Annotated in this window: 23 protein-coding genes and 1 tRNA gene; 18 read left to right on the top strand and 6 right to left on the bottom strand. The window is 39.1% G+C overall.

All coding sequences use genetic code 11. The features are described 5' to 3' along the window. Positions 1-16: 16 nt before the first annotated feature. The 6 genes from FZ940_RS08065 to FZ940_RS08040 are packed head-to-tail and all read left to right on the top strand — an operon-like array spanning position 17 to position 5,576. Positions 17-1,396 (top strand): Fe-S-containing protein, encoded by a 1,380-nt coding sequence (locus FZ940_RS08065; protein WP_148822185.1) that lies wholly within the window; start codon positions 17-19, stop codon positions 1,394-1,396. Continuing rightward, the gene (locus FZ940_RS08060) at positions 1,393-2,685 is read left to right on the top strand and encodes an ABC transporter permease (RefSeq protein ID WP_148822184.1); all 1,293 of its coding nucleotides are present in this window, start codon (positions 1,393-1,395) and stop codon (positions 2,683-2,685) included. Before FZ940_RS08065 ends, FZ940_RS08060 begins: the two co-directional genes overlap by 4 nt. Beyond that, positions 2,672-3,814, top strand: coding sequence for an ABC transporter permease (locus tag FZ940_RS08055; protein WP_148822183.1), 1,143 nt, complete (start codon positions 2,672-2,674; stop codon positions 3,812-3,814). The genes FZ940_RS08060 and FZ940_RS08055 overlap by 14 nt, the downstream gene beginning before the upstream one ends. A 1-nt stretch (position 3,815) precedes the next feature. Continuing rightward, positions 3,816-4,505, top strand: coding sequence for an ABC transporter ATP-binding protein (locus FZ940_RS08050; RefSeq protein ID WP_054196145.1), 690 nt, complete (start codon positions 3,816-3,818; stop codon positions 4,503-4,505). Next, complete coding sequence (locus FZ940_RS08045; protein ID WP_103577010.1) at positions 4,495-4,989, top strand: TlpA family protein disulfide reductase; 495 nt, start codon at positions 4,495-4,497, stop codon at positions 4,987-4,989. The genes FZ940_RS08050 and FZ940_RS08045 overlap by 11 nt, the downstream gene beginning before the upstream one ends. Positions 4,990-4,997: 8 nt before the next feature. After that, complete coding sequence (locus FZ940_RS08040; protein ID WP_072593881.1) at positions 4,998-5,576, top strand: hypothetical protein; 579 nt, start codon at positions 4,998-5,000, stop codon at positions 5,574-5,576. A 145-nt stretch (positions 5,577-5,721) separates the two neighbouring features. Here FZ940_RS08040 and FZ940_RS08035 read toward each other — a convergent pair whose 3' ends face one another. From FZ940_RS08035 to der, 6 genes are all read right to left on the bottom strand, one after another. Next, a complete protein-coding gene (locus FZ940_RS08035) occupies positions 5,722-8,091 on the bottom strand; it encodes a tetratricopeptide repeat protein (RefSeq protein ID WP_148822182.1) in 2,370 nt (789 codons plus the stop codon). After that, positions 8,091-9,335, bottom strand: coding sequence for a serine--tRNA ligase (gene serS / locus FZ940_RS08030; RefSeq protein ID WP_148822181.1), 1,245 nt, complete (start codon positions 9,333-9,335; stop codon positions 8,091-8,093). The genes FZ940_RS08035 and serS overlap by 1 nt, the downstream gene beginning before the upstream one ends. Positions 9,336-9,344: 9 nt before the next feature. After that, positions 9,345-9,785, bottom strand: coding sequence for a copper resistance protein CopD (locus FZ940_RS08025; protein ID WP_148822180.1), 441 nt, complete (start codon positions 9,783-9,785; stop codon positions 9,345-9,347). A gap of 12 nt (positions 9,786-9,797) precedes the next feature. After that, on the bottom strand, positions 9,798-10,760 hold the full coding sequence (trpS, locus tag FZ940_RS08020) for a tryptophan--tRNA ligase (protein WP_072593877.1): 963 nt from the start codon (positions 10,758-10,760) through the stop codon (positions 9,798-9,800). Between the two features lie 528 nt (positions 10,761-11,288). Then, positions 11,289-11,810: a shikimate kinase gene (locus FZ940_RS08015; RefSeq protein ID WP_054196151.1), complete on the bottom strand. Its 522-nt coding sequence runs from the start codon at positions 11,808-11,810 to the stop codon at positions 11,289-11,291. Further along, on the bottom strand, positions 11,794-13,179 hold the full coding sequence (der, locus tag FZ940_RS08010; protein WP_148822179.1) for a ribosome biogenesis GTPase Der: 1,386 nt from the start codon (positions 13,177-13,179) through the stop codon (positions 11,794-11,796). The genes FZ940_RS08015 and der overlap by 17 nt, the downstream gene beginning before the upstream one ends. 152 nt (positions 13,180-13,331) lie before the next feature. Between der and FZ940_RS08005 the strand changes: the two genes are divergently transcribed. From FZ940_RS08005 to FZ940_RS07945, 12 genes are all read left to right on the top strand, one after another. Continuing rightward, positions 13,332-14,222, top strand: a complete 891-nt coding sequence (locus FZ940_RS08005; RefSeq protein WP_054196153.1) for a DMT family transporter — start codon at positions 13,332-13,334, stop codon at positions 14,220-14,222. 9 nt (positions 14,223-14,231) lie between these two features. After that, positions 14,232-15,281 carry a hypothetical protein gene (locus FZ940_RS08000; RefSeq protein ID WP_148822178.1) on the top strand — a complete coding sequence of 350 codons (1,050 nt, stop codon included), beginning with the start codon at positions 14,232-14,234 and terminating at the stop codon, positions 15,279-15,281. A gap of 10 nt (positions 15,282-15,291) precedes the next feature. Then, complete coding sequence (gene kdsA, locus FZ940_RS07995; RefSeq protein ID WP_148822177.1) at positions 15,292-16,098, top strand: 3-deoxy-8-phosphooctulonate synthase; 807 nt, start codon at positions 15,292-15,294, stop codon at positions 16,096-16,098. Next, a complete protein-coding gene (locus FZ940_RS07990) occupies positions 16,088-16,417 on the top strand; it encodes a DMT family transporter (protein WP_148822176.1) in 330 nt (109 codons plus the stop codon). The genes kdsA and FZ940_RS07990 overlap by 11 nt, the downstream gene beginning before the upstream one ends. Continuing rightward, complete coding sequence (locus FZ940_RS07985) at positions 16,414-16,737, top strand: DMT family transporter (protein WP_148822175.1); 324 nt, start codon at positions 16,414-16,416, stop codon at positions 16,735-16,737. Before FZ940_RS07990 ends, FZ940_RS07985 begins: the two co-directional genes overlap by 4 nt. 50 nt (positions 16,738-16,787) lie before the next feature. After that, a complete protein-coding gene (locus tag FZ940_RS07980; protein WP_148822174.1) occupies positions 16,788-17,120 on the top strand; it encodes an adenine-specific methyltransferase EcoRI family protein in 333 nt (110 codons plus the stop codon). Continuing rightward, entirely contained in the window at positions 17,068-18,000 is a 933-nt protein-coding gene (locus FZ940_RS07975) for an adenine-specific methyltransferase EcoRI family protein (protein WP_148822173.1), read from the top strand. The genes FZ940_RS07980 and FZ940_RS07975 overlap by 53 nt, the downstream gene beginning before the upstream one ends. After that, entirely contained in the window at positions 17,997-19,133 is a 1,137-nt protein-coding gene (locus FZ940_RS07970; RefSeq protein ID WP_148822172.1) for a GmrSD restriction endonuclease domain-containing protein, read from the top strand. Before FZ940_RS07975 ends, FZ940_RS07970 begins: the two co-directional genes overlap by 4 nt. Before the next feature lie 50 nt (positions 19,134-19,183). Continuing rightward, positions 19,184-19,654: a 6,7-dimethyl-8-ribityllumazine synthase gene (ribH, locus tag FZ940_RS07965; protein ID WP_021090940.1), complete on the top strand. Its 471-nt coding sequence runs from the start codon at positions 19,184-19,186 to the stop codon at positions 19,652-19,654. A 1-nt stretch (position 19,655) separates the two neighbouring features. Continuing rightward, entirely contained in the window at positions 19,656-20,051 is a 396-nt protein-coding gene (nusB, locus tag FZ940_RS07960; RefSeq protein WP_148822171.1) for a transcription antitermination factor NusB, read from the top strand. Beyond that, entirely contained in the window at positions 20,048-20,728 is a 681-nt protein-coding gene (gene pyrF / locus FZ940_RS07955; RefSeq protein WP_148822170.1) for an orotidine-5'-phosphate decarboxylase, read from the top strand. The genes nusB and pyrF overlap by 4 nt, the downstream gene beginning before the upstream one ends. Positions 20,729-21,166: 438 nt before the next feature. Next, positions 21,167-21,257: transfer RNA gene (locus tag FZ940_RS07945), tRNA-Ser, on the top strand. Positions 21,258-21,631: the final 374 nt, after the last annotated feature.

The raw sequence follows: 21,631 nt of genomic DNA, 5'->3' as shown, positions 1-21,631 counted from the left end.
CTCATAGGGTTTAGTTATGTCAATTTACTTCTATCAGGTCTTTTTAGCCCTCCTTGGATTTACGCTTTTTGCTGCCTTAAATAACAATGGCAAAAGTTTAAAAACGATCTTTTTACCGTCATTTCTTGGTGTTGTTGCTGGTGTACTTATCTTTAAAGCTGCTCGTCATGCGCTTGTTGATGACCAGTTTAAAATTTTCATAGATTCTGTGACACTGGTTTTTCTACTCATTAGCATTTTATGGATATTTTTCGAGCTTAAGATAGCAAAAATTGTAACGTTTTTTATTTTAGGCATCGGCATCGGCTTTGGCTATAGCTCAAGCAGTGTGTTATTCCCGCTATTTGGTGGCGAACTGCTTGACACGCTTTCAGTCATAAGCTTCTTTTTGATGATCTTTGCGATGATCTTGATACTATTTTTATTTTTCTTCATTTCAAATTTAAAAGCAAGCATCCCATCATCAATAGCTAAAATTTTAGCTCTTATCACATTAGTATTTTTACTAGTTGATAGAAGCTCACAAACTGCACTTGAGCTTTTACGTGCAGGCGCTTTAAAGATAAGTAGCGAGCTAAATTCTCAAATTTTATCTATCAGCGCAAAAGGCATCTACGTCACAGAATTTAGTGCCTATTTTTACATAGTAGTGATCCTTCTTTTATGCATCATCGCGCTTTGCTTTGTGCCAAAGAGTATCGATAAGAGCACGTTTGGCTCTATCAAATACCGCTTTACAAAAGCCATTAGAGAAAATGTCTTTGACAATGCAAAATTTGCATTTTGCAGCGTTTTAATAGCGCTTGGATTTTCACTTTATTTTGATCTTTACGCATCTCGCCCACCTCAAATTTCAGAGCCGGTCTTGGTTGAGCCAGTGGGAGATAAATTTATATTTGATGTTGATATGCTAAAAGATAATGAACTTCACAGATTTGCCTACATCACAGATGAGGGTAAACAGATAAGATTTTTCTTACTAAACCGCTTTAGTGACCGCCCATCTCCAGTCATCGTCTTTGACTCGTGTATGATCTGCGGCGACATGGGCTATATCAAGAAAGGAAACGACCTTATCTGCATCTCTTGTAACGTCAGAATTTTCTTACCGTCAGTTGGCAAAGAGGGTGGTTGTAACCCGATCCCTATGGCATTTACCTTTGATGGTAAAAATATCATAGTTGATTACAAAACGATCGTCGCAGGGGCAAACTACTTTAGCAAGGTCGTCGAAAAGATGGTGCTTGACCCAGTTAGTCGCAAAAAGGTGAGCAATCTTGATTCAAGATCATATTTATACTACGGACGCACATATTTCTTTGAGAGCAACGAAACTCAGGCGAAATTTGAAGCAAATCCAGAAAAATATGTAGAAACAAATGGAACGTTAAAATGAAAAATATGCAACTAAGAATGATAAAAAGCTCGATCACGGGCTCAAAGGTGCAAAAGACGATGGCCTTTATCACTATCTTGCTAGCTGCTCTTTTGATAGCTTGCATGCTAAATATCACGCTAAAAATCGGCGATCAAGTAGCAACCGAGCTTAGAGGATATGGCTCAAATATCGTTGTTTTACCGCGCGGTGAGAGTTTAAGCATCGAGATCGAGGGTAAAAATTTCACTCCACTAAAATCACAAAATTTACTCCCAGAGGCTGATATCTACAAGATAAAAGAGATCTTTTGGAGAAACAATATCGTTGCTTTTGCGCCGTTTTTAGAAGCAAAAGTTAAAGATGAAAAAGGAATTGAATTCGCTTTTGAAGGAACCTATTTTGATAAAAATATCGGTCTAAAAGATGAGCCAGAATTTAGCACAGGCGTTAAGAGCTTGTATGGATTTTGGGGCGTTGAGGGTGTTTGGCCAAAAGATGAAAGTATGGATGAAATTTTAGTTGGCGAAGAACTTTCTAAGGCTAAAAATTTAAAGGTTGGCGACGAGCTTAGCCTTGTGGGCAAAAATGGTACAAGAGAGGTTAAAATAGTTGGAATTTTAAAAGGAGCTAGTGACGAGACGCATAAGCTAGTTGGCTCATTAAAGCTTGCTGGAGATCTTTCAGGTCACGCTGGCTCATATACAAAGGCTGAAGTCTCAGCTATGACGATCCCAGAAAATGACCTATCGTTAAAAGCAAGAAGAAATTTAGACAATCTTGATAGCGCAGAGTACGATAAATGGTACTGCTCAGCCTACGCTGGCTCGATCGCATTTCAGATAGAAGAAAATTTACCAAATGTTAGCGCAAAGGCAAGCCTTCAAGTAAGTGATGCTGAGAGTAACATAGTAAAGAAAATCCAAAGCCTAATGGGTATCGTTAGCATCATCGCTCTTGTGGTTTCAGCCATTGGCATAACATCGCTAATGACAAGTGAAATTTACCGCCGTAAAAAAGAGATCGGCCTTTTAAAAGCCATAGGCGCAAGTAACTTTGAAATTTACGCCCTTTTTGCTAGTGAAAGCCTAGTGGTGGCATTTTTCGCCGGTATCACGGGAGCCTTTTTAGGATACGCGCTAAGCTACGTGATGTCTTACATCATCTTCTCTCACGGCATAGGCATAGCGTGGATCGTGTTACCAATTAGTGTGGCGTTTGCCCTGCTCATCTCAGTTGTTGGCTCACTAATGCCAATGAGAAACGTCATAAATTTACTACCTGCGGAGGTGCTATATGACCGCAAATAGCAAATTCTTTTACAATACAATTTATAAAAGTTTAAAAAACGGCTCATCAAGAGTAATGGTCATCGTGATCTCTATCTTGCTTGGAGCATGCGTGTGTGCTGCGTTTGTCAATGTCTATCTTGATATCGACTCAAAGGTCTCACGCGAGCTAAAAACTTATGGTGCAAATATGATCTTTGCTCCAAAAGATATGGCCTCAAGCGATGATATGAGTGAAAAAACTTACAATGAGATGATCGCTAAAGTACCAAAAGATAAGCTCTTGGGCGAGAGCGGTTATCTCTTTGCTCAGGCAAATATCGGTCCAACAAATGCTATCGTCATGGGAACAAAATTTAGTAATCTAAAAAAAGTTAAACCATTTTTAGATGTTAGAGATGGAACGATGATAAATGTCGATTTTGACGATAAAAACGTGCTAATAGGCGTCGATCTAGCTCGTCAGGCTGGCTTTAAAGCAGGTGATGATATAGAAATTCGTGCCATTGGCTCAAATGAGAGCATAAATGTAAAGATAAAAGGCGTAGTTGCAAGTGGTGATAAAGAGGATGCACTTTTGATCACGTCACTATCTTTGGCTCAAAAAATTTCAAATAAAGCTGGCAAAATAAACTATGCTGAAGCTGTTGTGCTTGGTAACTTTGATGAGATAACATCGCTTGCAAAGACTATAAGCAATGAAGAAATAGCTGCAAAACCAGTGGCAAAGGTCTCAAAGTCTGAGGGCTATATCTTGGAAAAGATCAAGCTATTAATGGCACTTGTTAGCCTTGTTATTTTGCTCATTACTTCAATGTGCGTAAACACAACGCTTAGTGCTATCTTGCTCTCTCGCTCAAAGGAAATCGCACTTCTTAGAGCCATAGGTGCAAGCAAAAAAGATGTACTAAATCTATTTGGTTTTGAAACATTTGTGACAGCGCTCATCTCAGCATTAGTTGGTGCATTTTTAGGATATTTACTAGCTCAAATTTTAGGTTATGCGATATTTGATTCTAGTATTGATTTTAGAATTTTAAGCATCCCAGTAGCTGTGATAATATCGCTTTTATTTGCAGCGATCGCAGCATTTTATCCGATCAAACGGGCACTTAATAATAAAATGGCAGATACATTAAGAGGAGAATGATATGCAAAATGCACTAGAATTAAAAAATATTTGTAAAATTTTTGGCGATGTTAAAGCACTTGATGATATAAATTTTGAGGTTAAAAAAGGTGAGTGGGTCAGCGTAATGGGACCAAGTGGTAGTGGTAAGAGTACGCTTGTAAATATCCTTTCTCTAATGGATACTCCAAGCAGTGGTACTTATATGCTCGGTGGGGATGATGCGAGCAATCTAAATGCTGATGATACACTTAAATTTAGACGCGAGAAGATCGGTCTTATTTTTCAGCAGTTTCACTTAGTACCATATCTTAGCGCACTTGAAAATGTGATGATCGCTCAGTACTATCACAGCTCAGTTGATGAAGAGGATGCTAAAAAAGCGCTTGAGGCAGTTGGTCTTTCTCACAGGCTAACACACAGACCAAGTCAGCTAAGTGGTGGTGAGCAACAACGCCTTTGTATCGCACGCTCGCTCATAAACGATCCTGAAATTTTAATAGCAGATGAGCCAACTGGTAACCTTGATGAAGCAAATGAAAGAGTTATACTTGATCTATTTTGCAAGCTAAGAAAAGATGGCAAGACGATACTTCTAGTAACTCACAACCCTGATCTTGGCGAGTATGGTGATAAGATCGTCTATCTAAGACATGGTAAATTAGAGAAAATTCGAACTATTGAAAACCCAAAGGTGCCAAATGAGATATAAAATTTTATTTTTATGTCTAGTCTCAGCCCTAGTTATGGGCTGCGTCAAGCAGTATGAGAAGCATCATATCACGCTAAATGACTCAAGCGGCATTGATACGCAATTTTTCCCAACAGAAAAGCGCCTAAAGATAGACGATAAGCCATATATGCTATTTTTCTTTGGCACTGACTGCGGAGTATGCAAGGCCGCAATACCTGATCTAAATACGCTTGAAAAAGAGTATGGTAAAGAGGTTCAATTCATAGGAATTTTGGGGCCTAGCAAGGGTTTTGATAAAGATATTGAGCTTTTAAAAGAGCACAATATTACATTTAAAACTACGAGCGATAAGGTTTCGGTTGATTACTTTAGTAAGGCAGTTGGTGGAGTCATGGGCGTGCCAGTTATCTATTTTTTTGATAAAGATGGTAAGATGCGATCAAAATTTATCGGTCTTACACCAAAAAGTGTACTTGAAAGTGCTATAAGATCGCTCTTGTAGGAGTGAATATGAAAAATTTCTTTTTATTTGTCTTGGCGATATTTTTTGTTGGATGTGCTAGCAGCACTCCAAATATCTCGGTTAAAACGAGCGAGCCTATATTTTTTACGCTTAATGAAGCAAATAAAAGCGTCTATGTAAATTTTAAAAATAGCGCGACCGGACAAGATGTAAATACTGAAATTTTAAGTGAGTTTGCAAAGGCTGGCTTCAGAAACGAGCCAAATATCAAAAATGCCGACTTCATCATCCTTGGCGATGTACAAAGCTTTTCCAGGATAATCAAAAGAGATCCTAGATTTTCGATGGGCATGGGATATGGCTTTGGTAGACCAAGCTTTGGTTTTGGTTACTCGATGTTTTTCCCATTTGGCTATTACGACGATGATGACTTTAGTACAAATAGCTATACTTATCACATGCAAGTAAGCGTGCTAGTGCGTCCAAAAAATGGTGGCGAAAAGGCGACAAATATCTCGCTTATGCAAGCTGGCAATGTCTATTCGCCAAGCTACATTTGGCCGTTTTTTAAAGAACGTCTAGCAAAACAGATTGTTAGCTTTTTTTATAATGTCTCGCAAAGGTAGGGGCACTAACGAGTGCTATTTAAACTAAGCTCGAATGAAAAGCTAAACTTTAATAAAATTTTTACTTTCTTGGTCGGTAATTTTGAGAAATTTTTAAAGCTCTTATAACATGGATTTAACTAGGTCAAGGCCTAGTTAAATTTTATTACTCATTATCTATCTCAAAGTCGTAAAATTCGCTTTCATATTCAACATTTCCTATTTTGCTGTATTGTATAAGAGCTGCTTTTATATTATCTATCTGCTGATACATTAGGCCAAGAGCTATTCTATTTTCGATAGCACTAGCATCATTTAGTTTTGTTAGCTCTAAAAGCGCGATCGCGTTTGATACTTTTCCAGCTCCTGTTGCAGCCACAGATGCTAAAAATAATGTGCTAGCGTCATTTACTTTAAACTCATCGATTGCCTGATTGTAAAGTTTATAACTTTCTTCAAAATCGTTTGTAAAGATATCGACATAGGCTAGAGTTTGGATTAAATTTATATTCTTTGGAGCATTTTTTAGCTCAGCTCTTAACTTATCACGCTCTCTTGTAAGTAAGCCCGAAATTTGAAGTAGCTTGATGTATTGTTTTTTGATGATATCAGCACCGTGATAGAAAGCGTTTGAATCAAGCTGCTTGCCATTAAAGTGAATTTGTATCGCTTTTGCATACTCTTTGACATTTTGCTCTTTGTTTTTCGAGATGAAATTTAAGATATTTGCAATAATATCATTTGGCAAAATTTTTAGTAGTTCATCAGCTTTCTTTGCCATTAGCTCATCATTGTTTGTTACTTTTGCGATGATGATATCAAAGGCTAAATTTAGCATTGTCTGCTCTTTTGGCTCTTCAAGCCACCTTATCATCGCACTTTGGTTGCCGCTAACCAGGCTTAGAAGCGAGGCATATAAATTTACAGGCTTTAAACTCTTGTCATTTTCTAAATTTTCGCCGATCTCTTCAATGAGTTTTGGGTTTAAATTTCTATTTATATCTAGACAAATCGCCCCAAAAATACCTGCAAGATGGTTATTAACATCTTGATGATAGCTTGCTATGAAGTGTTTTGCAGCAAGGCTAAAATTTCCAAGCTGAGCATAACTTAGGGCGAGGTTGTATTGTAAGATAGAGTGATTGGGATAAGTGCTGGCTAGCTCTTCAAACTCTTTATTTGCTTCCTTTAAGCGGTAGCTTAGTGCTTTTGCAATAGCTTCGCTAAGTTTTGCATTTACTTTTGAAGCAGCTGCACTTTGGCTAAGATAGTCGTTTGCTGCTGAAGTATCGTCTAAAAAGACGCTAACGCCGCCTTTTCTTATCTGCTCGATACTCTGTTTTGCATCAAAGACCTTGTAGGGTGCGAAGTAGAAAAGGGTCTCATAGCGCCTTGTTCTATCAAAAAACATATCATCACTAAAGTGTGCCTGAGCTAGGCTGACATCAAAAAGATCAGGCTTTAGTATCGTTTTTATCTTATAAATTTTGCTTGGCAAAGAAGCATTGTAGTCGTAAACATCTTTGATAAATGCAGCCGCGTCGCCGTAGTCAGCAGTTTTTAGATCAATTAGCGCCTCAGTCATCTTGATAAGATCGATATTTGGCATATTTTTAGAAGCTTTTGTTAAATAATCCCTTGCCTTATCGTATTTGCCAAGTCTTGCATAGAGCTGTGCTAGTGTGAAGTCGGCTTTAAATACCTTTTGGCTCTCAAGTTTGGCTATTGCTCTTTCATCATCTCCAAGAAGTGATAAAATTTTTGCACTTAAATACGCATATTCATTTTTATAATCTGTAGTATTTGGATGAGAAAGTGCTTGAAGCGCCTCGTAATAGTTGCCTTTATAGTAGTTTATAAGCGCGTAGTAATAGCTATAAAGTGGCGAGTTGTTTTCATACTGCAAAAATGAATCAGCAAGTCCTATATAGTAGTTAAAATTTTTAGTGTTATTTAGCTCAAGTGAGCAAACAGCAGCATTTATCGCACTAACCGCTGTGTTTTCTCTATCGGTTATAGCTTTATTAAAAGATACGATCGCCTCATCACATCTTTCTTGTTTCATCTGCGAAACACCGAGGTTGTAGTTTGAAAGTGACTGGTTATAAACAGCTACGTTTTCATAAATTTTTAGAGCCTCAAATTTATTGCCACGCTCATAAAGCTGATTGGCTTTATTTATCATTTCATCTATCTTTGAAGCGCCAAAATTTTGCGTTTGGTAGTTATTTTCTATATTTTTTACGATACTTGCAGTATCTATGTTCTCTTTTTTGTCTTTCTTTAGCAAGATAACTAGCAAAACCACTATCAAGATGATAAGCACTAGAGCGACCAGACCTGCTATTATAAAGAGCTTTTTATTGCTCTTTTTTACAGGGATTGGCTCCGGGATGCTCTCATCTTGTAGCACACCCTCACTTGCGATACTCTCAAGCGAGACAATCTCTTCAGGTGCCTCAGCTTTTGCCTCTTCAGGCGCTTGCTCTGCTTGCTCGCCAGGTGGTTTTAAAACTACAACCTCTTCTTCAGCCACTACATATACCTTTTAAGAACTTCTGGAATTTCAATAGTGCCATCTGCCTTTTGGTAGTTTTCCATGATAGCAATAAGAGTCCTACCCACAGCTAGACTTGAGCCATTTAGCGTATTTACAAGCATATTTTTCTTGCCATCTTTAAAGCGAATTTTTGCACGCCTTGCTTGAAAATCACGAGTGTTGGAAATAGAGCTAATCTCTCTATATTTACCTTGACCAGGCAACCAAACCTCAAGGTCTATCGTCTTTGCCGCGCTAAAGCCAAGATCACCACTGCAAAGAAGCATATGGCGGTGAGGAAGCCCAAGGCTAGTTAGCAAGTCGCTAGCGCAAGATATCATCTCAGCAAGCACGCCCTCGCTTTGATCAGGTCTTGTGATACTTACTAGCTCGACCTTTTCAAACTGGTGCTGGCGGATCATGCCTCTTGTGTCACGTCCTGCTGAGCCAGCCTCTTGACGGAAGCATGCTGAGTAGCAAGTCATCTTTATAGGTAACTGCTCAGCTTCAATGATCGTGTCATTGTATAAATTCGTCACAGGCACTTCGCTAGTTGGGATGAGGTAGAGATCCTCGTCGCGCACTTTGTAAAGGTCTTCTTCAAATTTAGGCAGCTGACCAGTACCAAAAAGTGTATTTGAGCTTACTAGATAAGGGACATTTACAAGCTCGAAGCCACGTGAGCTATTAAAGTCGATCATGTAATTAACAAGCGCTCTACTTAGCCTTGCTCCCATGCCGCGAAGTACGGTAAAGCGAGATCCTGAGAGCTTTGCACCCCTTTCAAAGTCAAGCCAGCCAAGGCTCTCGCCTAACTCCCAGTGCTCTTTTGGTGTAAAGCTAAAATTAGTCGGCTCAAGCACCGTTTTGATGCAAACATTATCGTCCTCGTCCTTACCAAATGGCACATCATCATCGGTGATATTTGGCACGTTAAATGAAATTTGCTCAAGCTTTTCTTCATATTGTTTAACGATCTCATCAGCATCAGCAAGTGCAGTTTTATTTAAATTTAGCTCATTTTTAAGCTCGCTTACATCTTCGCCAGCTCTTGCCTTTATGCCAAGCTCTTTGCTCTTTGCGTTTTGGATCGCTTGGAAATTTTCAAGTGCTTTACGTTTTTGTTTTAGCTCGTTAAAAGTTTGTAAAAGCTCGTCAAGTAGCCCAGCTTTTACATTTTTGCCCTCAAGCTTTTTTACAAATTCATCGTAATTTGTCTCGAGTAGTTTTAAATTTATCATCCTATATCCTTAAACCATAAACATAACTTTTGCAAAAAGTACTATAAAAACTGCCGCTGTTAGCGCAAATGGATGTATGTTGCCAAGTGGGCTAGGGCGTTTAAATATAAATTTGCAGCTCAAATTTGTTATAACAGCGGCTACGATTAGCATCGCTAAGAAAAATTTGATCATAAAAATGATTTGTAAATTTGTCTCAAAGTAGCCTCCAGCCTTTGATCCGACCCAGCTACTCATCATCATGCCTCCAGTTAATACCAAAAGCAAGATACAAAGTGGCATTATCTTAATAGCAACTGAACCGATAGCTTGTTTTGTCTTTTGAGCAAGCTCAGGTGGCATTTTTTTACAAGCTGCCTTAAAAATGATTACATCAAAAAAGAGGTAACCAACAAAGATGATTGCACAAAAAAGATGAACTATCTGTGCGTATGGATATAAATTTTGCATATTTTTCCTTTATTAATAAATTCCGACTGCTTCACGAACTTTTTTTATTGTTGTTTGAGCAACATTACTTGCCTTTTTGGCTCCTATTTCTAAAATTCCAGACACTTCGTCAGGATTATTTTGATAATGCTCAAATTTCTCTCTCGCATCTTTAAAATAGTCCCAAATAAGCTCATTTAGATAAGCTTTAAAGTGCCCATGACCCTCGCCACCACGCTCATATCTAGCTTGAAGCTCTTTTTGCCCACTCTCGTCTAAGAAAAGTTTGGCGATATTATAGACGTTGCAGTTTTGCCACTGTTTTGGCTCTTCAAGCGGTGTGCCGTCTGTCACGATGCTAGAAATTTGCTTTTTAAGCGTTTTAGCATCGGCAAAGATGTCGATTGTATTGCCATAGCTTTTGCTCATCTTTTCGCCATTTGTGCCAGGCACGGTAGCTACATTTTCATCGATCTTCGCCTCAGGCAATGTAAAAATTTCTCCATGTTCGTTGTTAAATTTTATCGCGATATCACGAGCAATTTCTACGTGCTGGATCTGGTCTTTGCCCACGGGTACAATCTGCGCATTATAAAGCAAAATGTCAGCTGCCATCAAAACTGGATAGCTAAAGAGTCCGTGGTGCGAACTAAGACCTTTTGCGACTTTATCTTTGTAACTATGCGCGCGCTCAAGTAGGCCCATAGGCGTGTGCTGGCTTAGCACCCAGTAAAGCTCAAGAACGTCTTTAACGTCACTTTGCACCCAAAATATGCTTTTATTTGGATCGATCCCAAGTGCCAAAAACGCACATGCAGCCTCAAAAGTGTTTTGTTTTAGGGCTTTGGCCTCACTAAGGCTCGTCATCGCGTGGTAGTTCGCTATAAACATAAACATCTCATTTTGCTCTTGCATATCAACCATCTGCTTTATCGAGGCAAAATAGTTGCCAAGGTGTAGTTTGCCGGAGGGTTGGAGGCCGGTTAATACTCTCATCTTATCCTTTCAAATTTTGGCTTTTTCTCGTGAGCGCTTTTGATAGAGATTTTAAATCTTAAGCTTTCGGCAGACTATGCGTCTAGCCTCGGCTTAAAATTTCTACACAACTATCAAAATCATCTCGCGATACTTCGTCAAAATGCTTTTTAAATTCTAACGTTACATTAGAGTTTTTGTATCTAATCTAATCTTAAAATTTAACTAGCAGACCATGCGTCTAGCCTTCGCTAAAAAACAAAATTTTGCCTTGCCTAAACAAAATTCTTTACCAAAAGCTTTTAAATTTTAACATCACGTTAGACTTTTTAGTCCAACTTAATCTTAAAATTTTTATCACACAACTCTCATCGCTTTAGCGTTGCGAACAAAGTGAAGCAAAAAATATCTCACGATACTTCGCTAAAATTTCTAACTACAAAATGTTAAATTTATTTCAAACATTTCAAATTTTAACACCACGCCAGATAGCCATCTAGCCTGATCTTGAAATTTATCGTTGCAAGCAGCACTCATGCCACTTTACAACTAAATTTTTAAAAGCATCCTTATCTCTTTTACGATTTGCTTTGGGGTTTTGCCCTCGACTTCGACGATGTAATCAGCCTTTTTCTCATAAAGCTCTTCTCGCTCCAGATGAAGTGCCTCAGCTCTTTTTAGATCACTTAAAAGTGGACGTTTGGCAAGTTTTTTCTCGCTATTTTTACTATTTTTTAGCCTTTGCATGATCGCATCAAAACTAGCTTTTAGATAGATAACGGTGCCAATTTTCTTTAAATTTTTAACCTTGGCAAAGCCACCACCAGTTGAGATGATTGCATTTTTGACATTTGTTGCTAGAAATTTGGCAAGATCTTTTTCAAGCTGCCTAAAATGCTCCTCTCCATACTCTTCGAAGATGGCTTTTATCTTCATATTTTGTGAGCTCTCTAGTAAGTCGTCGCAGTCAAGGTTCATCGTCTTTAGTGCCTTGCTTAGTGCCCTTGCAGTCGTGCCCTTGCCAACTCCCATAAATCCTATCAAAACGATATTATTATTCTTTGTTTTCATCGCTCTCTCCACGTTTTTTAGGGATTAGCACGATAGGCACGCCAGTTAGATTAAAGCTCTCTCTAAGTTTGTTTGTTAGGTAGCGTTTGTAGCTAAAGTGCAGGCACTTTGGGCGGTTCATTATAAGCGCTATCATGATAGGTGCGGTCTTAAACTGCACTGCGTAGTAAATTTTCACAACTCTGCCTTTATCTCGTGGCAGTGGATGCGCCTTGGTCGCTTCGCCGATCACTTCATTTAGCTTTGAAGTTTGGATTTTTTGGGTGTAGTTTTTATAAATTTCAACTATGAGCGGGTAAATTTTATGCACTCTTTTGCCACCAAGTGCCGAAACACTGATAATCGGCGCATATGCTAAGAATTTAAACCTATCTTTTATCTCTTTGCAGAGTTCGTCAAATTCTTCGCTACTTTTGTCCCATTTGTTTAGCACGATGATGACGCCAAGCTCAAATTTTGAAGCGATGCCAGCGATACGCTCGTCAAGCTCAGTTAATGGCTCAGAGCTATCAAGCACAAGTAGCGCTACGTCCGTCTCTTCTAAAATTTTCTCAGTTCTATTTAACGCGTATCTCTCGATGCCCTCGATCTTGCCACGCTTTCTAATACCAGCAGTATCGACAAACTCAAAAACCCTGCCATCATGCTCATAAATTTCATTTACTGGATCGATCGTAGTGCCTGCTACGTCGCTAACGACAGCGCGACTCTCTTTTACAAGGGCGTTTAGAAGTGAGCTTTTGCCGACATTTACGCGGCCTATGATACCAACTCTAATGTTTTTGCTCTCATAGTCTATCTCGTCGCTTAGCTCTCCCTCGTCGTTATAGTTTTCTAAAAAATCATCAAAATCATCGCTCGTATCAGCCTTTATCTGCACTTTATCTTCTAAGTGCTTTGCTAGCCACATGCTAAGCTCATCGATGCCTGTGTTGTGGCTTACGGAAATTCCAAAGGAATTTTTCGCGCCAAAGCTTACAAATTCCCACTCTCTTTGCTCATCTTTTTTGCTGTCTATTTTATTGATGACTAGAGCGATTGGTAAATTTAGCTTGCTAAGCTCGTAAAAAATGGCTCTATCCTCGTCATCTGGCATCATTTTGCCATCGACCATGTATAAAATGGCGTCTGAATTTTTAGCCTCTGCCAAGGTCTTTGCTTTTACATTTTTAAAAAGCTCGCTACTATCATCAAGGCCACCACTATCGATTAATATGCACTCTTTGCCTTCAATCTCGATCTTAGCTTTGTTCGTATCTCTTGTCGTGCCGCTAACATCGCTTGTTATAGCGATACGACGACCAGCTAAGCGGTTAAAAAGTGAGCTTTTGCCGACATTTGGCTTGCCTACTAATATTACTTTTTGCAAATTTTGTCCTTTTCGTGATGGCTGATTATACAAATTTTTGACTTATATAAAGTATAAAAATTTCCTTAAAAGTGCCAAAATAAAAGAAAAAATCAACCAAAATTTAAGCCACTTTTCATTAAAATGGCTACTTTAAATTTAAAGGTCTTGTGATGTTAAAAAGGTTTTATATTTCGCATCTTGGCATTTTTTATATGCTCTTTGCTTGCTTTATGTTTGCCGTTACTGGCGCATTTGCAAAGTATCTTAGCAAAGATATGCCATCTATCGAAGTTGTATTTTTTAGAAATTTAATAGGCCTTTTTATCGTCATTTATGCCATTTATAGATTTCCATTTAAGCAAGCTGGTGGACACTTTTTTTTGCTAATGTTTCGTGGCTTTGTGGGCACGGTCGCACTTTTTGCTTTTTTTTACAATGTCGCTCATGTAAATTTGGCCACAGCTTTTACATTTCAAAAGACAAATCCAATCTTTACAGCCATCCTCGCAGCTTTTATTTTCAAAGAGCGTCTAAGCTCACTTGGCTGGTTTGCTGTCTTTTTGGGATTTGGTGGAATTTTGCTTGTTATCCAGCCAAATTTAGGCATAAGCAAGACTGATATTATCGGTGTTTGGAGCGGCCTTGGTGCGGCGATCGCATACACAAGCGTAAAGGAGCTAAACAAGAGCTACGGTACAAATGTTATCGTGCTAAGCTTTATGCTTTGGGGATCATTTTTGCCACTTATTTGCATGGGTTTGGCGGAATTTTTCACCTACGAGCCACTTGATTTTTTGTTTTCAAAATTTAGCATGCCAAGCTGGTATAACGTTGTTTTTATCTTGCTAATGGGACTTAGCGGATATTTTTTTCAGTCGTACATGACAAAGGCGTTCGCTGTTGGTAAAAAGGCTGGCGTCATCGCTGCAGTTAGCTACGCGGATGTTATTTTTACACTTATTATTGGCTATTTTATGGGCGATGCGTTACCAAATCACCTAGCACTTGTAGGCATCATACTTGTCGTAGTTAGTGGAATTTTAGTTGTGAGAGAAAAATAGGACAGTGCTATGAAAATAGAAATTGGAGAGTCTTTATTTTACTCCTGGCTTCGTCACGTAAAAGAATGCCAAATAGTGCAAATTAACTGGAAAATTTCGCCAAAATGGGAGCTAAAATTTTCAGATGAGTTAGACAATATAATGTCAAAAACAGATGAACTTTTTTCTAGCAAATACGGATATAAAATTTATAAACAAAACACCTCATTAAAACAACTTTTGCAACAAGCAGAGTGTGATGCACTTGGCGTTTGCGTGAGTGATGGAGTTAGTGAAATTTATGCAGTTGATGTTGCTTTTCATGAGTCTGGGCTAAATTATGGTGGACTTGATGAAACGGTGGCAAGAGTTGTAAAAAAATGCATAAGAACAGCTATGTGTATTTATGGATATTTTGGTGTTAAAAAAGCCAATATTGTTTTTGCATCTCCAAAAATAAACAAACAAATTTTATATGCCTTACAACCTTGTTTTGTTGATCTAAATGAGATAATGCTTGAGATGGGATTCGAGTTTGATTTTAGAATAATTGCTAATGATGACTTTTTAAATTCTGTCTTAAAACCCATTTTGGAAGTAAGTGGCAATATAGCCGACACAGCAGAGCTTTTTATGCGATCTTATCAGATGCTAACTTTATTTGATAAAAAGGAGCTAAAAAGTATTGAAAAAATCGAAAAAGAGAAGCGAAAAATAGCCTCAAATACTTATCAATTTTCTAAAGAATATATTGACAACAAAAATAATCAAGACGAATACGCAGAGCTAAAAGTCGGACAAATAGCGCGTATCATAATGAGAGAAATTTTAGAAAGTGGTAGAGTGGTTGCGGAGGAGATAAGCAGGCTACAAAGTGAAAAATATAGCAAAGATTATCTTGGGCTAAACTATGCGGCATTAGTTAAAGCAGACGGCGAATATGAAAAAGTTCGCTATTATACGGATCCGATACTAATAAATGGAATATACTATAAACTTTGCTCTCAATGGTATGAGACGTCTGCAAACGACGATAGACCGCTTTTGATAGATTGGATTAGAAAATTTAGGGAAAAATAAAGGAGAAAAAATGATACTAATAGCGGGGCCTTGCGTCATCGAGAGCGAGCAGCTCGTTTTTGACGTGGCAAAAAGGCTAGTTAAATTTAACGAAGATAAGCGGATAGATTTTTATTTCAAATCAAGCTTTGACAAGGCAAATCGCACGAGTATAAGCTCGTTTCGCGGGCCCGGACTTGAAAAAGGGTGCGAAATTTTAGCCAAGGTAAAAAAGGAATTCGGTTTTAAAATTTTAACCGATATCCACGAGAGTTACCAGGCCGCTCCCGTAGCCGAAGTGGCCGACGTACTGCAAATCCCAGCGTTTTTGTGCCGCCAGACCGATCTACTAGTCGCTGCGGCTAAAACAAAAGCGGTCGTAAATATCAAAAAAGGGCAGTTTTTGGCGGCGTCCGCGATGAAGCACTCTGTTAAAAAAGTACTAGAAACAAGGGGCATTAGCGGCGATGGATACGAGGTCGCCAAACAAAACGGCGTGTGGCTAACCGAGCGAGGCAGCACATTTGGATATGGAAATTTGGTCGTAGATATGCGAAATTTGGTACTAATGAGAGAATTTGCACCCGTGATTTTCGACGCTACTCACAGCGTACAAATGCCAAGCGCTCTTGGCGAGAAAAGCGGCGGAGATGCGAAATTTGTACCGTATCTAGCGCGAGCCGCGGCAGCTGCGGGCGTGGACGGATTTTTCTATGAGACGCACGTAAATCCGTGCGAGGCGCTTTGCGACGGGCCAAATATGCTAAATTTGGACGAGCTAGACGCAAATATTGCTCAAATTTTTAAGATAAAAGACGCCCTGGGCGATGCAAACTAAGGGCTTTTTGTGGGTGTTAGGTGGCGCGGTCGCCGAGTGCGGCTGGGCGTATGGGCTAAAGCATGCCGCTGGTGCGCCAGAGATCACGCTCACGGCGATGCTCGTTTGCGTTAGCTTCACGTCGTTTATAATCGCCATGAAATACCTGCCTATTAGCATCACGTACACCGTGTTTGTAGGGCTTGGAGCGTTTTTCGTAGTAATTGTCGAGATCGTGAGCGAATTTCGCGCTAGCGGTCAGACGCCGGATTTATTGCGGCTATTTTTCATAGCGACGCTAGTTGCGGGCGTACTGGGGCTAAAAAGGCTAAAATCTTGACGCATATTTTAGCTCTTTTGGCGGCCGGGTGCTGTGAGGTCTCGGGCGTATTTTTTCTAACCAAATTTCAAAAAAGCTTCGGCGTGAAAAAAGCGGCAAATTTTTTGATCTTGGTCGCAAATTTCGCCATTTCGCTCTGGCTTTTGAGCTACGCGATGCAGGCGATGCCGATGTCGGTAGCGTACGCGATCTGGACGGGTATCGGAGCGGTCGGAGCCGTGGGCGTCGGAGTGGTTTTTAACGGCGAAAAAATGAGCGCGCAAAAGGCTTTTTATCTATCGCTAATAACGCTAAGCGCGGTAATGTTAAAGATAATTTAAAGTTAAAACGAGCGGCTAGCTAAATCCTAAAAATATAAAATCGAGGTAAAATGGCAAAAAGTAAAAATGCAAATTTACATAAGGCTAAAAGCGGTAAAAATGATGAATTTTACACGCAGTTTAATGATATTCAAAATGAAGTAAGACACTACAAAGAGCATTTTAAAGACAAAATTGTGTTTTGCAACTGCGACGATCCTAAGCAGTCAAATTTCTTTAAATATTTTGCCTATAACTTTTATCTTTTTGGGCTTAAAAGACTTGTGACTACCTGCTATAAAAATGCAAGCGGAGAAGAGTTTTCGGCTTTAAAAAATCCAACTTTGTTTGATGGCGAAGCTTCGAGAGAGAGAGAGAGAGAGAGACGAGCGCGCCGCGCTTGAGAAATCGAGCTATTTCATCTATGAAGGTGTGGATGAAAAGGGCGAAATTTTAAATGACGGAGCGAAAATAGATGAATTTATCGCTCGTTTAAAACCAAATTTACTAAATCATGATGAAAATTATCCAGCTGGGGATTTTCGTTCCGCTGAATGCATAGAACTTCTTAAACAATCTGACATCGTAGTAACAAATCCTCCATTTTCGCTATTTCGTGAATATGTCGCGCAACTAGTTGAATATGATAAAAAGTTTGTAATTATTGGTCATCAAAATGCCATAACTTACAAGGAAATTTTTAAACTCATAAAAGATAACCAAATTTGGCTAGGATACGGTTTTAAAGGCGGTGCAGCGCATTTTATAAACATACACTACGAAGACTATGCAACCGCGAGTCATCATATAGAAGGAATGATAAGGGTTTCTGGTGTAAATTGGTTTACAAATTTACCTCACAAAAAACGTAACGAAATTTTAGAAACTATTTATACTTTTGATCCGCAAAAATACCCAAAATACGATAATTACGACGCTATAAACATCGATAAAACGCTTGAAATCCCGATGGATTACGAGGGCGCGATGGGCGTGCCCATAACGTTTTTAGATAAATACAATCCACAACAATTTGAGATCAATGCACTTGGAATTGTTGGCTCAATAGAATTTTCTTGCAATAAAAGAATGGAAATTCTAGATAAGAAAGGACTTCCTACTGGTAAATTTACATTTAATGCCAAAGGGACTTTGTATCGCAAATTTAATCCACAAACTGATAAAAAACCAGCCTTTAAGGACTATGAAACTGGTGAATTATATTCAAGTATTTACGCACGAATTTTGATTAAAAATAAAATGCCCAAAAAGGAGACAAAGTGAAAATTGAGTTAAAGAAAATCACCATAAAAGAACTAGTAAATGGCTACGTCAGAGATGAAGAAAATGGACAGGTTATAGGCTATGGCGGAGCTTTAAATATCCGTCCAAAATATCAGCGCGAATTTGTCTATGGCGACAAACAGCGAGATGCTGTGATAAACACTTGCCTTTGGGGTTTCCCGCTAAATACGATGTACTGGGTAAAAAACGGCGAAAACGAATATGAAGTGCTTGATGGCCAACAAAGAACTATCAGTATTTGCGACTTTGTAAATGGGGATTTTAGCCTCGATAAAATGGCGTTTAAAGCCGAGTGGGCGAGTAGCGTAACGGCTTTTCACACGATGCCTGATGATAAAAAAGAAAAATTTTTAAACTATGAGCTTATGATTTACATTTGCGAGGGTAGCGACAGCGAGAAGCTAGAATGGTTTAAAACTATAAATATAGCCGGCGAAAAACTAACCGATCAAGAGCTAAGAAATGCGGTATTTACTTGCGAATGGCTAAGCGATGCGAAGTTAAAATTTAGCAAAAGAAACTGCCTAGCCGCACAAAAAGGCAAGGACTATCTAAAAGGCGATCCGCTACGGCAGGATATTTTGGAGCAAGCGATAATGTGGAAAACGGGCTCGAAAAATGCCGAAGATATAGAAAAATATATGGCTCATCAAAAACAAACGGGCGCGCAAAACGCCGACGAGCTGTGGCTTTATTTTAGCGGCGTCATCGACTGGGTAAAGGCAAAATTTATAAAATATCGTAAAGAGATGAAGGGGCTGGAATGGGGCTTTCTTTACAATAAATTTAAAGACAAGACGCTTGACGCCAGGGAATTGGAAGAGCGAATTTTGCAGCTGATGAGAGATAGCGAAGTAGGCAAAAAAGCGGGAATTTACGAATACGTTTTAAGCGGCGACGAGAAATTTTTAAATTTGCGCGCATTCGACGATGAGGTGAAACGCGAAATATACGAAAAACAAGGCGGAATTTGCCCTCACTGCGGTCAAAAATTTGAAATAGAACAGATGGACGCCGATCACATAACGCCGTGGAGCAAGGGTGGCAAAACTGTGCGCGAAAACTGCCAAATGCTCTGCGCAGAGTGTAATAGAAAAAAAGGAAATAGATAATTTATACAACTTTTCGCTAGAATTGCAATAAATTTTAACGAAGGAAAATCATGAAAATAATCGAAGGAAATTTGGCTCTAAAAGGCGGCGAGAAGGTTGCCATAGTGGGCGCTAGATTTAACCACATCATCACCGATAGGCTGGTGGAGGGCGCGAGGGACGCGTTTTTGCGTCACGGCGGGGATGAGGCGAATTTGAGCCTCATTTTGGTGCCTGGCGCGTTTGAGATACCTATGGCGCTAGAAAAGGCGCTAGCAAGCGGTAAATTTGACGCAGTTTGCTGCGTGGGAGCGGTTATCCGCGGCTCTACGCCTCACTTTGACTACGTTAGCGCCGAGACCACCAAGGGCATCGCAAACGTCACGCTAAAATACGGCAAACCGGTGACCTTTGGCGTGCTAACGGTAGATAGCATCGAGCAAGCCATCGAGCGAGCGGGCTCAAAGGCTGGAAATAAGGGCTTTGAAGCGATGACGGGCGTAATCGAGATGCTAAGCTTATATAAAAATTTGGAGGCGTAAAATGGCGACTCGTCATCAGGTTAGGCAGGCCGTCGTTTCGCTACTATACTCAAACGAGATAAATCCGGTAACTACTGCATTTGAAGAGGAATTTTTAGAAGAGAAAAAGATAAGAAACGAGCGAAAAAGTGAGGCGCAGCAGACTTTTAAAGAGGTGCTCGCAAATAAAGAAAAACTAGATGAAATTTTAAAACCATATCTAAAAGACGGCGATTTTAGTAAGGTTGGTGCGACTGAACTAGCCATCCTTAGACTTGGGCTCTATGAGATGAAATTTAGCCAAACTGATAAGGCTGTCATCATAAACGAAGCGATTGAGCTTGCGAAAGAACTTGGAAGTGATCAGGCACCAAAATTTATAAACGGTGTACTTGATAAGCTAAAGGGCGATTTGTGAGGCTCTGTGTTGCACTTGATATGGCTAGCCGTGAAGAGAACTTAGCCCTTGCTAGAGAGCTAAAAGGGCTTAATCTTTGGCTAAAAGTAGGGCTTAGAAGCTATCTTAGGGATGGGGCAAAATTTATAGAAGAGTTAAAAGAACTTGGAAATTTTAAAATTTTCCTCGATCTAAAGCTCTATGATATCCCAAATACGATGGCGGATGCGACTGAAGTCGTCTCAAAAATCGGCGTAGATATGATAAATGTGCATGCTAGCGCTGGTGAACGCGCGATGAAGACAGTTATGGATAGGCTAGCTGGTCTTGGAAGCCGTCCTTTAGTGCTCGCAGTATCGGCACTTACTAGCTTTAGTGAGAGCGAGTTTGACGCTGTTTATAATGATACGATCGCAAGAGCCGTTAGAAAATTTAGCCAGATGAGTTTTGAAGCAGGGCTTGATGGAATGGTCTGTTCTGTTTTTGAAAGCAAGCTCATCAAAGATGTTACAAATGAGAAATTTATCACTCTTTGCCCTGGTGTTAGGCCTTTTGGTGAGAGTGCTGGAGATCAAAAAAGAGTAGCAAACTTAGTGAGCGCAAAGCAAGAAGGTAGTGACTTTATAGTTGTTGGCAGGCCGATTTATGAAAATGCAAATCCAAGAGAAATTTGCGAACGAATTTTGGAGCAAATTTAAAATTTGAACTTGTGTGAAGTGGTTTTTAACTAAGCTTTTTTACAAAATGTTGCGTGAAGATGATATCAAAGCGAAGTGAGGAGCTAAATTTGAGTGATTTTAAGAAAATCCTCTTGTTGGCTGAGCGGCTAAAGCGTATCTACTAGCACTTGGTTAAGGATATCGCTTTACTAAATGGCGCGCGGATCATAGCAAGATGTTCGAGTGCACAAAGGCGTTTGGTCGCGGTAGCGATAGGCGTTTTTATATGTTTTATCGTATGATTTACTACTATGTAAATACGCCACACCCAGACAAAGCCAAACTAAAATGATGGCTTTGGAAGGGCTAAATTTATAAATTTTTGTTTTTAGATTCTCTATCTGAGGGCTATAATTGTGAAATGTAAATTTAAGCAAGATATCAGCGGCGTTCAATTATAATGCGATTTCTTTTTATGGACAGATGGGTGAGTGGCTGAAACCACACCCCTGCTAAGGGTGCAGCTCTTAATCGGGGCTCGAGGGTTCAAATCCCTCTCTGTCCGCCACTACTTATAGATAATCATAAATTTTTATTATTGTTTAACATTATTTTTTTGAACATCTTTATATAAAATTTCTGCGTTAGAAAATTGCTTAACTGTATAAGTAAAATTTCATGACAATCGCATATTTTTTGAAAAATTATGATTTTTTTGGTTATATTGTTGTTTCAAACTAATTAAAAATATCTTAAATTAAGTTTTTATTATAAAAAGTATTATATTTTACATGATTAATTATATCGACAATCAAAAAAACTATTTTTTGATAAAAGCTCAGAATTCGCTTTTTACAAACTATTGACATTTGGAATTTATATGTTTATTTAATATATTTTTTTCTTAAAAGATAAAATTTCTCATATAAAGTTATATCTTAT

It is taken from the genome of Campylobacter concisus, from assembly GCF_902460415.1.
Lineage (GTDB): Bacteria > Campylobacterota > Campylobacteria > Campylobacterales > Campylobacteraceae > Campylobacter_A > Campylobacter_A concisus_Y.
Note: the sequence above shows the minus strand (reverse complement) of the source record. Positions and strands in the feature narration are given on the sequence as shown.